This is a genomic window from Sporofaciens sp. St.21A7, from assembly GCF_059728535.1.
On record NZ_BAAGFN010000001.1, the window covers coordinates 3,653,230 to 3,666,607 of the forward strand.

General features: G+C 47.3%; 10 protein-coding genes and 1 pseudogene. 7 read left to right on the forward strand and 4 right to left on the reverse strand.

Annotated elements, in window-relative coordinates; genetic code table 11:
• The first annotated feature begins 133 nt into the window (after positions 1-133).
• From AC6I3O_RS18195 to AC6I3O_RS18205, 3 genes and pseudogenes are all read left to right on the forward strand, one after another.
• Positions 134-319, forward strand: a complete 186-nt coding sequence (locus tag AC6I3O_RS18195; RefSeq protein ID WP_497852058.1) for a hypothetical protein — start codon at positions 134-136, stop codon at positions 317-319.
• An 80-nt stretch (positions 320-399) separates the two neighbouring features.
• A complete protein-coding gene (locus AC6I3O_RS18200; protein WP_497852059.1) occupies positions 400-2,289 on the forward strand; it encodes a recombinase family protein in 1,890 nt (629 codons plus the stop codon).
• Positions 2,290-2,323: 34 nt separating this feature from the next.
• Positions 2,324-2,893: pseudogene (locus tag AC6I3O_RS18205) on the forward strand (ABC transporter substrate-binding protein); the annotation flags it as partial.
• A gap of 51 nt (positions 2,894-2,944) precedes the next feature.
• On the opposite strand, the gene AC6I3O_RS18210 reads toward AC6I3O_RS18205, so the two are convergent.
• The 4 genes from AC6I3O_RS18210 to AC6I3O_RS18225 all read right to left on the reverse strand — a co-directional run bounded on the left by AC6I3O_RS18210 (position 2,945) and on the right by AC6I3O_RS18225 (position 7,780).
• Positions 2,945-4,579 carry a class I adenylate-forming enzyme family protein gene (locus AC6I3O_RS18210; protein WP_497853511.1) on the reverse strand — a complete coding sequence of 545 codons (1,635 nt, stop codon included), beginning with the start codon at positions 4,577-4,579 and terminating at the stop codon, positions 2,945-2,947.
• A gap of 266 nt (positions 4,580-4,845) precedes the next feature.
• The gene (locus AC6I3O_RS18215; protein ID WP_497852060.1) at positions 4,846-5,658 is read right to left on the reverse strand and encodes an AraC family transcriptional regulator; all 813 of its coding nucleotides are present in this window, start codon (positions 5,656-5,658) and stop codon (positions 4,846-4,848) included.
• 134 nt (positions 5,659-5,792) lie between these two features.
• Positions 5,793-6,890, reverse strand: coding sequence for a LacI family DNA-binding transcriptional regulator (locus AC6I3O_RS18220; RefSeq protein ID WP_497852061.1), 1,098 nt, complete (start codon positions 6,888-6,890; stop codon positions 5,793-5,795).
• Positions 6,891-6,925: 35 nt separating this feature from the next.
• Complete coding sequence (locus AC6I3O_RS18225) at positions 6,926-7,780, reverse strand: AraC family transcriptional regulator (RefSeq protein WP_497852062.1); 855 nt, start codon at positions 7,778-7,780, stop codon at positions 6,926-6,928.
• A gap of 282 nt (positions 7,781-8,062) precedes the next feature.
• Here AC6I3O_RS18225 and AC6I3O_RS18230 point away from each other — a divergent pair, with 282 nt between their 5' ends.
• The 4 genes from AC6I3O_RS18230 to AC6I3O_RS18245 are packed head-to-tail and all read left to right on the forward strand — an operon-like array spanning position 8,063 to position 13,299.
• Positions 8,063-9,349, forward strand: coding sequence for an ABC transporter substrate-binding protein (locus tag AC6I3O_RS18230; RefSeq protein WP_497852063.1), 1,287 nt, complete (start codon positions 8,063-8,065; stop codon positions 9,347-9,349).
• Positions 9,349-10,200, forward strand: coding sequence for a carbohydrate ABC transporter permease (locus AC6I3O_RS18235; protein WP_497852064.1), 852 nt, complete (start codon positions 9,349-9,351; stop codon positions 10,198-10,200). The genes AC6I3O_RS18230 and AC6I3O_RS18235 overlap by 1 nt, the downstream gene beginning before the upstream one ends.
• Positions 10,200-11,048: a carbohydrate ABC transporter permease gene (locus AC6I3O_RS18240; protein ID WP_497852065.1), complete on the forward strand. Its 849-nt coding sequence runs from the start codon at positions 10,200-10,202 to the stop codon at positions 11,046-11,048. Before AC6I3O_RS18235 ends, AC6I3O_RS18240 begins: the two co-directional genes overlap by 1 nt.
• Before the next feature lie 34 nt (positions 11,049-11,082).
• Positions 11,083-13,299 carry an alpha-galactosidase gene (locus AC6I3O_RS18245; RefSeq protein ID WP_497852066.1) on the forward strand — a complete coding sequence of 739 codons (2,217 nt, stop codon included), beginning with the start codon at positions 11,083-11,085 and terminating at the stop codon, positions 13,297-13,299.
• The last annotated feature ends 79 nt before the right edge of the window (positions 13,300-13,378 follow it).

Sequence of the window (13,378 nt, forward strand, 5' to 3'; positions counted from 1 at the left end):
CTCCCATCCTGCTTTCCTTGCCAAAATGGATGATGAGTCAATAAAATTTCATACTATTTCTTTCTGATAGTACAGGCACAGTAAAAGATAATAACTCATATATTGATTTAGAAGCCAGAAGGGATGTGATAACTTGAAACAGCCAACATATTATCTTTGGCGTGACGATTATTCTTCACTAGAAGAATATACAAAAATGAAAGAGAAATACACAAGAATGGGATTCCGGGTTGTTACATTTAAGGATGGCCCGGCTGATCGTGATATTCAGGAAGGAATAAAAGCCTTGATCAAAAACCATATTTACATAATAAAATGAATATTATTTACTTTTAAATACATTTGATATGCCACTATGCCATGTTTAACAGGACAATCATAAGGAAAGGATGTAAACCCATGAACGCAGGATATGTGCGATTATCCAAAGATGATGACAAACGGAATTATTCTTCTATCGAAAATCAGAAATTAATCATCACTCAATATGCGGCTGATAAGAACCTGGTTATAGACCGTTGGTATGAGGATGACGGCGTTTCCGGCTATATCTTTGACCGCCCTGGTTTTAATCAGCTTATGGAGGATTTAGACAAAGGCATTGATACTGTTTTTGTAAAAGATTTTTCGAGATTGGGCAGACATAACGCCAAGATACTGCTTCTGCTGGATGAATTTCAAGAACGAGGCAAACACCTGATCGTTGTTGATGATCATTACGACAACGAAATATCAGAGGATGATACGATAGGCATTACGACCTGGTTTAATGAACGCTATGTCAAAGATACAAGCAAGAAAATCCGTCATGCGTTAGGCGCAAAGCAAAAAGAAGGTACACTTATAACGCAGCCGCCATTTGGATATAAGAGAACAGAGACAAAGAAAAAAACTTTTGAAATCGTACCAAAAGAAGCAGAATATATCAAATTGATTTACGATTTATATATTCAAGGCTGTGGCTATCGGAAAATATCTACTTACCTTACACAGCAAGGTGCCCCTACTCCATCCATGATCCGCAGAGAACGAGAATTGGAAGAAGGAAGAAATACAAATCATCATGTCGCCTCCGTTTGGTCTGATGGAATGGTAAGAGATATATTGAATAATGATTTTTATATCGGTACTTTCCGTTTACGGAAAAGAGCCAGAAATACTGTTCATGGAAAGGACAAGCGTGTCCCGAAGGATGAACAGTATATTTTTGAAAATCATCATTCGCCGATCATTGACAAAATGACTTATGATCTGGTACAGGAGCTAAAGGAAAAGCGTACAAAATCCCGCTATAAAGGCAGTCACGGACAATGGATTGGTTCTGAAATGCCGAATCCCTTTGGAAGCTGTCTTTACTGCAAGGATTGCGGCAGCAAGCTCACACCCATTGAACGGCAGACTTCGGCCAGAGTACGCAAGTATTACATTTGCAGTACCTATAATACCAAAGGGAAACGTTATTGCCCAAAGGCGCATTTGATTGAAGAACAAGACCTCATGGAGGATGTAGTGAAGTACATCCGCATGTGCCGAAACGCTCTTTGTGAAATTATAGCTACCTATGATATGAAAGATTTTGTTGCAGAACAGAAAACATTGGAAGAAAAATGTGCTTCTATCCAGGAAGATATCGCAGAAGTAAAAAAACAATTGCAAACGCTATTTTCTCAAAAAATCAAAGACATTGCCGGTAATCCTGGTAATGAAGATTTGATCAAAGAAAGCTATGATTCCATACAGCAGGATTTAACAGCACGTATCCATGCCCTTGAATGGAAGCATGACGAGCTGAAACACACAAAATTGGAAACTCCTGATGTACAAGACAAACTGCATACAGCACTTGAAGTTGTAGATGATATTCTCCTGAAAGGAACTTTGAGCCGCAAAGATATTGAGATTCTAATAGAACGGATTGAGGTTGATGAAAATGGTCTGCCGGAAATAGAATTAAAATATGGCTTATCTGGACTGGTGCATTATAGTGCCGCTGAAGAATTAAACCACCATGAAAATGATATCACCCTGGCAACTATGCGCTTAATAAAAGATGATGACAGAGGCTTTACCTCGGCTAAATATCTTTCAAAACACCTCACAGACATGGGATATTCCAAATCAAAAAAATCTGTGCTACCATATATCACAAAGATGATTGAGATGGGGATTGTAAAACCTTGTGAAAACAAGCTAAACCCCTATACCATTGTAAAAAGCAAAACAGAAATTGAGGAAATCATGGCAAATTTTAATCATGGCATACCGTCTGAATATGATATCAATAAATGATATACTAATTATTTACATAATAGTGATATCAACAGGTGGCATGCCTGAAATGGTATTTGAATACATTCTAAAGCAGAATGGAATCGACCCCGCCAAGGATGTGAACATTGACCAGAGCATCGACTTCGGCTCCACCGCCGCCGCATTTGCGGAAAACCAGGGCGATTTCACGGTTGAATTCGAGCCAGGCGCCACCACCCTTGAAAAAGAAGGCAAAGGCTACGTTGTAGCCTCCCTCGGAACCGACAGCGGCTATGTCCCATACACCGCTTTCTCCGCAAAGAAAAGCTATATGGAAGACCACCCGGAAGTCATCCAGGGATTCACCAACGCACTGCAGAAAGGCATGGACTATGTACAGTCCCATACGCCGGAAGAGATTGCAGCCATCATCGCTCCTCAGTTCAAAGAGACAGACCAGGAAACCATCACCACCATCGTCACACGCTACTATGATCAGGACACCTGGAAAGAAAACCTGATTTTTGAAGAAGAGAGCTTCAATCTCCTGCAGGATATCCTTGAAGAAGCCGGGGAGCTTAGCGAACGCGCTCCGTACAAAGAGCTCGTGACAACCGAATTTGCCGAAAAAGCAGCAAAGTAAGGGATATCTTAAATAACACATAAGAAAAGCAGAGGACACCCTCTGCTTTTCTTATCTCCGGTTCTGCTCTTCTACCAGATGCGCCGCCCCATACATCTCCCTTAACCTCGGCTTCTCAATCTTCCCTGTCGCATTCCGCGGCACATCTGCGAATATCACCTTTCTGGGCCGCTTGTACCTCGGAAGCTTCTTACAAAACTGGTCGATATCGTCCTCCATACAGATCACGCCAGGCTTCAGCGCGATAATCGCCGCCGCAATCTCGCCTAACCGCTCATCCGGCAGACCAATCACCGCAACATCCAGAATCGCATCATTCGTCCGCAGGAAATCCTCAATCTGCACCGGATAGATATTCTCACCGCCGCTGATGATTACATCCTTCTTCCGGTCTACCAGGAAGATAAAGCCATCCTCATCTTCCATCGCCATATCTCCGGTATACAGCCACCCGTCATGAAGCACCTCTTCGGTCGCCTTCTTGTCATTATAATATTCTACCATAACCCCCGGGCCTTTGACCGCAAGTTCGCCTGTTTTCCCTTGCTCTACCGGATTCCCCTGCTCGTCAATAATCTTTGTCTCCCAGCCAAAACCAGCCTTTCCAATCGCGCCGACCTTGTGGATGTTCTCCACGCCCAGATGGACGCAGCCAGGCCCAATGGATTCGCTCAGCCCATAGTTCGTATCATACTGGTGATGCGGGAAATACTCCTTCCAATGCTTAATCAGGCTGCGCGGAACCGGCTGGGCGCCGATATGCATAAGCCGCCACTGATCAAGCTGGTACATCTCAAGCTTAATCTTCCCGCTGTCTAAGGCAAGCAGTAAATCCTGCGCCCAAGGAACCAAAAGCCACACAATCGTACACTTCTCCTCAGACACGGCACGGAGGATGAACTCCGGGTTCGTCCCCTTCAAAAGCACCGCCTTCCCTCCGGTCAGGAAACTTCCGAACCAATGCATCTTCGCCCCCGTATGATATAGCGGAGGAATGCATAAGAACACATCATCCTTCGTCTGTCCATGATGGTTCTGTTCCACCTTGGCAGAATGCAGCAGCGCCTCATGGGTATGTAAAATCGCTTTCGGAAATCCCGTCGTCCCCGATGAGAAATAGATCGCCGCATAGTCGTCGTCATTAATATCAATCTTAGGAGACTGGCTGGAGCAGTTGGCGGAATGCATCGTATAATCCTCCGCAAACCCCGGGCAGCCGTCCCCTACATAGTACAGAAGCCGATGTTTGCTGATACTGTCCGCAATCTCCTCCACACGCCCGATGAACTCCGGCCCGAACACCAGCACATCCACCTCGGCCAAATCCACGCAATACTGAATCTCCTCTGCCGAATAACGGAAATTCAGCGGCACAGCCAACGCGCCTGTCTTCAATATCCCAAAATAAATCGGCAGCCACTCCAGGCAATTCATCAAAAGAATCGCCACTTTATCCCCCTTTTTAATCCCCCGCTCCAACAGAAGATTCGCAAAACGGTTGGATTTCTCGTTGAAAACATTCCAGGTAATCTCCCGCCGGTAATAAGACGCGCGTACCGGCTCAATCAATTCATACTCCTTCCAGGTCACACGTCTAGTCTCCGGCATCTCCGGATTAATCTCCACCAGACATACGTCATCCCCGTACAGCCGGCAGTTCTTCTCTAAAATATCCGTAATCGGCATTAAAAAATCCCCTTTCTTACTCAAAGCAGCCTGCGGTCCCCGCATATCTTTCACTGCTGTTGAATTTCACAATATCCGCTTTCACTTTAGTGCTTTTACTCATTAAAGCTAATGATACCCAATTTCCTAAGAGATGTCAATGCCTAACCGACAAATCTCTGCCAAATCCCGATTGGAAAAGAGCCGGAAATCCCGAAAAAGGAGACAGCCGGGAAATGCGATAATAGCGCTTCCCGGCCGCCCCCATTCTTATACTGTCCTTTTTCTCATACAGTCCTTTGTGTCCCCCGGTTCTTCTGCCTGTACTCCCTGGGCGACATCCCATACACACCTTTAAACGCTCTGGAAAAATGAAGCAGATTAGGGTATCCCACAGACGCTCCCACGTCCCCAATAGGCGCCTTTCCTTCCTTCAATTCCGCAGCAGCCCTCTCCATACGGAAATGAATCAGGAACCTCTGGGGCGACTGGCCCGTAATGGATTTGAAGACCTTGCCGAAATAACTCCGGTCCAGCCAGCACTGCCTCGCCAATTCTTCTACCGAAATATGGCGGTAATAATTCTGCTTAATATACTGGATTGCACCCCTCACATACTCTTCACTGCTTTGTCCCTCAGACGCCGGTCTGCGGAAACGGGACGTCCGTATCAGGCAGTCCACGAAAATATACAGATATCCCGTAGCCCGCAACGGACACTCTTCCACACTTTTTAACAATTCAATCAAACTTTCGAGAAGTTCGTCGCCCTGCATCGGCTCCTTGGGCAAATACACCGGCTGCTCCCTGCACAAGCCGGACATCCTTGCACATTCCTCTGCCCTAAGCCCACCGAATTCCACCCACACATAATCCCACACGCCGTCCGAAACAACCTCAGCTCTGTCTGCTTCTTCCGGCCCGATCAGGAACCCCATCCGTTCAGATATGGTGTGAAGGCAGGCTTCTTCCTTCTCCATCCGCAAAACTCCACTGCCTGAAATGATGTAACAAAAAAGATAATGACCGCCAGATTCATACTGCTTTATCTGTAGCGGACACTGTTTTTCATACCCGCATCGATAGATCGATAAATCCATAAAGCTTCTCACTCCTTAATTTGTATTAGGTTTTGCGCAAAACTATCATTTAAAGGTATTATAAGCATACAAAATGATGTTTTTCAAGAGGTTTTACGCAAAACGGAATATTGCACAAAATCAGGCGTATTTTTTTATTCACTTTGTATAATCAGTCGCCGATTCTTGACGGAATCACGAACCACCAGCTTTACAGGAAGCCTGTCCGCCATAGAAATCCCGCCTTCTCCCTGAATGAATTCAAACAACTTCTTAACAGCACGGCGCGCCTTCTCCTCCACGTCCTGATGCACCGTTGTCAGCCGGGGCCTGCACATCCTTGCGCTCTCCGTATCGTCGAATCCGGCCACGGACACATCCTTAGGCACACAGATTCCCATGTCGTTCAATCCTGCGATCACCTCCACCGCATAGTAGTCTGATGCAAAAAACAAGGCGTCATACTCCTCAGAAAGCCTCCTAAGGTTCTGTTTATAAAAAGTGGCCCGGGACTCCTGCTCCTTGGGTATGATGATATGCTGCATATATTCTCCGGGCCGCTCTGCCGCCTCTTTACGCTCCTGTGCCACATCATAATCCTTCCCAGCCCCGTACTGCCAGGTAAGCCCGTACTGCCCGCATGCAAGGCATACTCCCTTCCACCGCTCATGATCCACGCCAATATCATTATCCGACAGGAATGCGATTCTCCTGTGCCCCGTCTCCAACAGGTATTCCGCCATAAGATATCCTCCGCTCAGGTCGTCAAGCCCCACGTTCGCCACCTTCTGTTTCTCATAATATGTATCAATCGACACCATGGGAACCTTACAGTTTCTCTGCAGCTTCTCATTGTCACGGGTGCCGAATCCCAGCGTAATCAGTCCTTCCACGTTCCATGTTGCCGCGAACTGGATTCCCTCCTTGGCAGTTGCCGTAAAATGCAGCAGCATATAGTAATTTCTCCGATATATTTCCGACTCCATAGAACGAATCAATATATTGGTAAATGCATGGCCCTCGCCGTAATGTTTCCATTCGTCCGGTTCCCCGGCAAGAATCCCGATTACCCGGGAACTGCCGCCCGCCAGCATCCTCGCCCCCATGCTGGGGATATATTCCATCTCCGCAAGAAGCTTTTCTACCTTCTCCACTGTCTCCTCCGACACTTTCTTGTGGTTCCCGTGAATCACATTCGACACAGTCGTAGGGCTTACCTCCGCCTTTCTGGCAATGTCCTTGATACGTATCATAAACTAACTCCTCTTAAAACTTTAAAAACTTAAAACTATCTGTCTATAATCTTATTCTTCTGCCGGTACTCCCGGGGAGACACCCCGTATACCCCCTTAAACGCCCTGGAAAAGTGCAGCAGATTGGGATACCCCACCGACATTCCAATATCACTCACCGAATCGTCCCCGATAATCAATGCATCCGCCGCCTTCGTCATCCGGTAACGAATCAGGAACTCCTGAGGCGACTGCCCCACCACTTTCTTGAACACCTTGCCAAAATAGCTGCGGTCAAGCTGGCATTTTCTCGCGATATCCTCCACTGTGATATCCTGGTCGTAATTATGCTCGATATATACCACTGCTTCCCGGGCATAGAATTCACTGAGTTTCCCGCCCTGTAACTGCTTCTTGGATGCAGAATACTTAATCAGACAGTCCAAAAACAGATACAGATGCCCAATCATCTCCATATTCGACGCGTTCTGGCTCTTGACAATGGTAAGCATCCTCTTTTGCAGGCTCTCACCATATTCCGGAGATGCCAGGCGGTACACCGGGGACTTGTGGGACAGTCCCGCAAGCTCCACACACTCCTTGGCACGCAGTCCTCCGAATTCCACCCACACATACTCCCATGGCTGGTCATTGTCCGCGAAATACGTATTGACGTATCCCGGTTCAATGATAAACCCGTTCCCCGCCTCGATGTTATAGGGAACCGCCTCCCCCTTCTCGTCGTTGGCGTGCAGGCAGCCCTTTCCCGAAATTACATAGTGGAACAGATAATTGTTGCGCACATAAGGTCCAAAAGCGTGCAATGGTTCGCACTTCTCATACCCATATTGGTATATTGTCAGGTCCATAAAACGCTCGTCCTGAAACACAGAAAACAAATGATTCGTCATTTTGCGTTACCTCGTCTTTCGGATAGTTTTCTGGATTTTCGTGATTTTGCTCAAATTGCACCTCCCTTTTTTATAGAAAATCACGAAAATTCATGCTTTTTTAATATTATATACCATAATTCGTCTATACTTCAACATTTTCTTTATTATCCCGCATTATGATAAAATCCCGCCTCATCTAAACATTTACCTTTGCGTAGCAAACTGCTATCATTTTACCAGTAAATACATCAAAATTCATGCAACTTAACGAAAGCATGAAGGAAAAAGGAGAGGTGTGGAATGAAAAAGAGAGTAATTGCCACAACACTTGTGGCAGCAATGCTGATTGGGACCGCTTTTTCAGCAAGTGGCTGCAGCTCCGAAGGCAGCTCAGACGGAAAGACCCATATCACCATGCTTCAGTACAAGCCGGAAGCTGTTAAGGCTTTCGAGAAGATGGAGGCCGACTTCAACGCGTCCCATGACGACATCGTATTGAAGATCGAATCCCCCAACGATGCCATGACTGTACTGAAAACACGTTTCATCAAGGAGGATGCCCCGGATATCATCGGTATCGGCGGCGACGTGAATTTCTCAAACTTCCTTGACGCCGAGATGCTGATGGACATCTCAGACTTTGAAGGACTTTCCTTAATCAAGCAGGCCTACTTAGACATCGACAAGAACTTAGAGTTCGTTCCGATGGACGGCGTGTACGCAGTTCCTTATGTTGCCAATGCCGCAGGCGTATTGTACAACAGAGAGATGTTTGAGGAAAACAAGTGGGAAATCCCGACGACATGGAATGAATTCATGGACCTGTGCGACGAGATTAAAGCCTCAGGACAGCAGCCCTTATACTTCGGTTACAAAGACGTATGGACCTGTCTGGCGCCATGGAACGCACTTGCCTGTGACTTAGCTCCTGCAGATGTCTGCCGTCAGGTAAACAAAGGTGAGACGAAGTTTATCGACGAGTACCCGGAAGTTGCCGAGAAGATGCTTGAACTCCTCGACCACGCACAGGATGATCCGTTTGCGTACAACTACAATGACGCATGTACCGCATTCGCAAATGGAGAATCTGCTATGTATTGTATCGGAAGCTACGCTGTTCCCCAGATCCAGTCCGTAAATCCGGATATGGACATTGATTCCTTCGTTATGCCGGGATGCGACAATGCCGACGACAACATCCTGAACTCTGGTGTTGACCTTCAGTTCTGTGTCACCAACGAATGCAAGGACAAGGAAGCTGCCTATGAGGTACTGAAGTTCATGCTGGAGGATTCCACCATCCAGACTTATCTGGACGACCAGAATGCCGTTCCATGTAAGGACAAGGAATTTGAACTTTCTCCGGCTCTTGACGGCATGCTTGACTACATCAACGAAGGCAAGATGGTTGACTATCAGGATCACTACTATCCGGCAGAGATGAGTGTGGACGCTCAGATCCAGACCTTCTTATTAGACGGCGACGTAGACAAGTTCCTGAACAAGTTCGACACCGACTGGGTACGTTACAACCGTGACATCATCCGCAAAGTACAGGAATATGAGGAAAAGGGAGGGAATGAATAATGAATAAAAAATTGAGCAGAAACCAGACCTTTTTATTAATTACAGTTCCGATCCTGGCATTGTTCTTCTGCTTCAACACTCTGCCATTGATTAAGGGCCTGATTTACAGTTTCACGAACTTCAAAGGGTTCGGAAGCTATGACTGGGTAGGAATGCGTAACTACGCTGACTTATTTACGGACGCACGTGTAGGGAAATCCTATCTCTTTACCTTCAAATTCGCGATTCTGGCAACGGTTCTTACTAATGTAATCGCCCTGCTCCTTGCACTGGGGTTAAATGGTAAGATTCGTGCTAAGAGCGCACTGAGGGGTATGTATTTCGTTCCGAGAATCTTAGGCGGACTGGTTGTAGGTTACATCTTCGGATACATTTTCACCTACATCCTTCCGGCGCTTACAGGAACAGGAAGTATGCTTTCCAACACCAAGACTGCATGGATTGCCATCGTAATCGTTGCTGCATGGCAGTCTATCGCACAGACCACCCTCATCTATATCTCCGGCCTTCAGACCGTACCGGAGGATGTATATGAGGCAGGCGCTATCGACGGCGCCACCGGATGGTTAAGCTTCAAGTCTTTGACTTTCCCGCTGATCATCCCATTCTTCAGCATCAACATGGTATTGAGCATGAAAGACTTCCTGATGGTATTCGACCAGATCATGGCGTTGACCAAGGGTGGTCCTGCACAGAGTACCGAGTCCATCTCCTACCTCATTTACAACAATGGTATGGGCGGCGGACAGTTTGGATTCCAGAGCGCTAACGCGGTTATCTTCTTCATCGTAATCGTTGCGATTTCTGTAGCCCAGCTTACTATTACAGGAAAGAAGGAGGAACAGTTATAATGAAACAGAAAAATAAAGTTGCGGCGACTACCAATTGGCCGCTTACCATCCTTTTAATCGTTGGCTGTCTGACTGTTATCTTCCCGCTTTATATGGCGCTCGTGATTGCTTTTAAGAAGCCGTCAGAGATGACCAACGACATTGCCGGGGCGTTAAGCCTTCCAAAATCCTGGAGCCTTGAAAACTTCTCAGAAGCTATGCGTGTTACGGACTTCTGGCACTCTCTGGGATACAGTGTTATGATTACGGTCGTGACCGTAGTGCTTGCTATCCTGATTCACTCTCTTGCCGGATATGCAATCGGAAGAAGCATGGCTAAGAGCAAGTTCTACAAAGTATCATACCTCTACATCGTAAGCGGTATGTTCGTACCTTTCGCAATCCTGATGATGCCTTTGGTAAAACAGACTGCACAAATGGGTATTGACAACTGGTTCGGAGTTATATTATGCTACCTTGTGTTCTATATGCCGATGAACGTAATGCTATACTCCGGCTATTTAAAGAACATTCCAATCGCACTTGAGGAAGCGGCTTTCGTGGACGGCGCTACCACATGGTCTACATACTGGAAGATTATCTTCCCGATCATGACACCGATGCACGCCACAGTTGCCGTACTGACCGCCTTAGGAACCTGGAACGACGTTATGACGCCGCTCGTCATCATGTCAGGTACAGGAGTCAACACACTGCCTCTGGCACAGTTGACATTCCAGACTCAGTTCGGTACGAACTACAACTTAGCGTTTGCCTCTTACCTGCTGGCGCTGCTGCCAATCCTGATTTTCTATCTGGTTTGCCAGAAGCAGATCATCAACGGCGTGGTAAACGGTGCGGTAAAATAATTTCAAATTCACACTTTTCAATGGGGGCAAACTTATGGCGATATTATTTGACAGCACAAACAGATTATTCACATTACAGACAGACCATAGTATGTACCAGATGAAAGCAGACAGGTATGGAGTATTACTCCATACCTGGTTTGGTATGAAGGGTTCTGGTTCTGCTTTCGACTATTCCTACCGGATTGCATATGCAGACCGGGGGTTCTCTGGTAATCCTTACGATGCGGGGGCGGACCGGACTTATTCTCTGGATGCCCTTCCGCAAGAATTCCCTACCTACGGCAGCGGGGACTACCGCTCTACGGCTTTGAAAGTCCGTTATCCGGACGGAACATTTGCATGTGAGCTGCGTTATTTGAAACATGAGATTTTAGAGGGCAAGTACTCCCTTCCCGGGCTCCCGGCAATCTATGATACTTTGCCGGGCGTATCCTCCTCCAATACAAAGGCAGATACATTGGTCGTCACCCTTGAGGATACCCGGCAGATGTTCTATGTACATCTCTACTATGGCGTCATGGAAGACCTGGACATTATCACGCGGGCCGTCTGCGTCGAGAACCACAGCGGCGAAGACATTTATCTGGAAAACCTCCAGAGCGTATGCATCGATTATCTCTACGGCGACTATGACCTGCACACCTTCTATGGCCGCCACGTAAAGGAACGCAACTGCCAGCGCACTCCTTTGCATCATGGAGTTCAGTCTGTGGGCAGCACACGCGGTACTTCGAGCCACCAGTACAATCCGTTCCTGATTCTGTCTGACCGGGACGCCACAGAAGATGAAGGAAGATGTTACGGCTTTTCCTTCCTGTACAGCGGTGATTTTATCGGAAGCGCCGAGCTTGACCAGTATGGCCAGACCCGGCTCCTGCTTGGAATCCATCCCGATAATTTCTGCTACTGCGTTGGACCTGAAGAACGTTTCTATGCTCCCGAAGCTGCCATGGCATACTCGGAACACGGGCTTGGCACATTGTCCCGCATCTTCCATAAGGCATACCGAAGCAACCTGTGCCGGGGCAAATGGACGAGAACCCGGCGTCCGGTCCTGTTAAACGACTGGGAGGGCGTGTATTTTGACTTTGACGGGGACAAGCTGGTACAGATGGCAAAGGATGCTGTCAAAATGGGCATAGAGCTTTTCGTCATGGACGACGGATGGTTCGGCAAACGTGATTTAGATGTATCCGGTCTTGGCGACTGGGTGGTGAATGAAAAGAAACTGGGCTGCACCTTAAAGGAACTCTCTGACCGGATTCATGATTTAGGCATGCAGTTCGGCATCTGGTTCGAGCCGGAAGGCATCAACGAGGACAGCGACCTCTACCGGGAACATCCGGAATGGGCAATGCAGATTCCGGGCAAGGCCCCGACCCGCTCCCGACAGCAGCTTTTACTGGACTTTTCCAGGGAGGATGTCCGAGACTACATTTTCAGCCATATCTGTAAGGTACTTGATTCTGCAAGGATTGAATACCTGAAATGGGACTTGAACCGCAGTCTCTCCGACCTCTACAGTGCCGTCCTTCCAGGAGAAAGACAGGGCGAAATCATGCACCGTTATGTCCTGGGACTCTATGACATGCTTGAGAAGTTAATCATGCGTTACCCAGATATGCTGATTGAAGGCTGCAGCGGCGGCGGCGGACGTTTTGACGCCGGGATGCTTTACTACACGCCGCAAATCTGGTGCAGTGATGATACGGATGCCATCGAGCGGCTCAGCATCCAGTACGGCACTTCCTTCGGCTATCCTGTCAGTACCATGGGCTCCCACGTCTCCCACTGCCCCAATGAGCAGACCGGAAGGATTACGCCCCTCAACACCCGGGCGACCGTCGCCATGTCCGGCACCTTTGGATACGAGCTGGATGTTAATACGATGTCCGAAGAGGAAATGGAAACCGTAAAAATACAGATTCAGGAATTTAAGGAATACTATGACTTGATTCAATATGGGGATTACTACCGGCTCACCAATCCGGACAATGTAGAGGCATACCATGGGTGGGAATTTGCCGCAGAAGACGGCAGCGAAGCCCTCCTGTGCATCGTAGCCCTCCAGATTCATCCCAATGGCCCCGGACGCTGGATGCGGCTGAAAGGACTGAAACAAGACGGCATTTATCTTGTGGACGGACAGGAATATCCCGGAGATGTACTGATGAACGGCGGACTGCTTCTTCCAAGGGCAACGGAAGAATACGAGAGTTTCCGTATTCATATAGTAGAAAAATGTTAAAATGACTGATCATATGGGGCTGCCGTGATACATTCTACATGATATACCCAGTGTATATTGCAGAATATCTCACGGCAGC